Genomic DNA, 1,958 nt, shown 5'->3' on the forward strand with positions numbered 1-1,958 from the left:
GATCGAAGGAGATCCCGTCATGCTTCCCATCCTCACGGCCGACACGCCGCCCATCGCCCCCGCCGTGGAATTCGGCACCGGCGCGCTCCTGGCCATCGCGGCCGCGGGCATCGCCCTGCTACTCGTGCTGATCATCCTGTTCAAAATCCACGCCTTCGTGGCATTGCTGATCACGAGCGTCGCCGTCGCCCTGTCGGCGCAGATCCCAGCGGGCGACGTGTTCACCCTCGTCGCAAACGGGGTCGGTTCGACCATGGGCAAGGTGCTCATCATCATCGCCCTCGGCGCGATCCTCGGTCGCCTGATCGAGGTGTCGGGAGGCGTCCAGCACCTCGCGGAGAGCTTCACCGACCGCCTCGGACCGAAGCGCGTCGCCGTCGCCCTCACCATCGTCGCCTTCGTCGTGGCCATCCCGGTGTTCTTCGAGGTCGGCGTGATCGTGCTCGTCCCGATCCTCTACGCCTTCAGCAAGATCGCCGGTGTGAAGCCGATCGTCTTCGGTCTGCCGATGTTCGGCCTGATGCTTTCGGTGCACGTCGCCGTGCCCCCGCACCCCGGGATCGTCGCGGGCGCGGGAGTGTTCGGCGCCGACCTGGGCCTGATCACCGCGATCGCGCTGCCGATCTGCGCCGTCCTGGGCGTGCTGTGCTTCTGGGTCGCGCGCATCATGAACCGCACCGAGTACGCTCTCGCTCCGCGCGTCGCCGAGCAGATGGCCGAGTTCGGCAAGACCACCACCGTGATCGAATCCCGCCGCGCCGACGGCACCGTGATGGCACCCCCGAGCACGGGCCTGGTCGTGGGCCTGATCGCCCTGCCCATCGTGCAGATCCTCGTCGGCACGGTGCTCTCGCTGAGCCTGCCCACCGGTTCCACGGGCCGGGGCATCGCGACCTTCGTGGGCACTCCCGCGTTCGCGCTGCTGGTCGCGGTGATCGTGGCGTTCTTCGCGCTGCCCGTGCGTCGCCGCTGGGGCCTCGCCCGCACGCAGGAGGTGTTCGAGAGCTCCATGCCCCCGATCGCGTCGATCCTGCTCGTCGTCGCGGGCGGCGGCGTCTTCGGCGCCGTCCTGCAGGCCTCGGGTATCGGCACCGCCCTGTCGCTCACTCTGGACTCGCTCGGCGTGCCGCTGCTGGGCGCCGCGTTCCTCATCACGCTCGCTCTGCGCGCTGCTCAGGGCTCGGCGACCGTCGCGATCGTCACGACGGCGAGCCTGTTGTCGGCGGGCGTCGCCGAGGCGGGGTACACGCCGCTGCAGATCGCCGCCGTCGCCGTCGCGGTCGGTTTCGGTTCGCTGGGACTGTCGATGGTCACGGACGCCGGGTTCTGGATCGTGACGCGCTACCTGGGCCTCACGGTCGCCGACGGTCTGCGCACCTGGACCGTGCTCACCACCGTCCTGGGCGTCGCGGGCTTCCTGCTCACGTGGGCGGTGTTCGCTCTCGCTGGCTGACGCGCCGGTCACACGCCGGGTCGGGGACACGTGCTCCCCGGCCCGGCGATTAGGTTGGAGCGGAAGGGGGATACCATGGCGAGACGTTCACGCGTCGACGAGGTCGTCGACGGTCTCTTCGACGACATCGTCGCGCGGCGCCTGACCGCCGATCATGCTCTCCCCAGCGAACCCGAGCTGGGCGAGCGCTTCGACGTGAGCCGGGTGACGGTCCGCGAGGCCATCAAGACCCTGCAGGCCCGCGGGGTGGTGCGGGTCGAGAGCGGCCGCGGCTCGTTCGTCCAACCCGTCGCGCGGTGGACGTCGCTGGCCGCCGTGCTCGCCGCCACCTCGGCGACGGGGGACGCGCAGGCCGCCGAGCAGCTGATCGAGCTGCGCCGCATCTTCGAGACGGGTGCCGCCGCTCTGGCCGCCGAGCGCGCCACCGAAGAAGAGGTGGATGCCATCGCCGCCGACCTCGACGCGATGACCGCCGCTCACGCCGCCGACGACCTCGACGCGTTCG

1 protein-coding gene and 1 pseudogene are annotated in these 1,958 nt (G+C 70.5%); both read left to right on the forward strand.

The genetic code is table 11. From position 1 onward, the window contains the following. The first annotated feature begins 19 nt into the window (after window positions 1–19). Window positions 20–1,453 carry a GntP family transporter gene (locus DBR36_RS14705; RefSeq protein ID WP_108320516.1) on the forward strand — a complete coding sequence of 478 codons (1,434 nt, stop codon included), beginning with the start codon at window positions 20–22 and terminating at the stop codon, window positions 1,451–1,453. A gap of 75 nt (window positions 1,454–1,528) precedes the next feature. Beyond that, window positions 1,529–1,958: pseudogene (locus DBR36_RS18555) on the forward strand (FadR/GntR family transcriptional regulator); the annotation flags it as partial.

It is taken from the genome of Microbacterium sp. HMWF026, assembly GCF_003061325.1.
Taxonomy (GTDB): Bacteria; Actinomycetota; Actinomycetes; order Actinomycetales; family Microbacteriaceae; genus Microbacterium; species Microbacterium testaceum_E.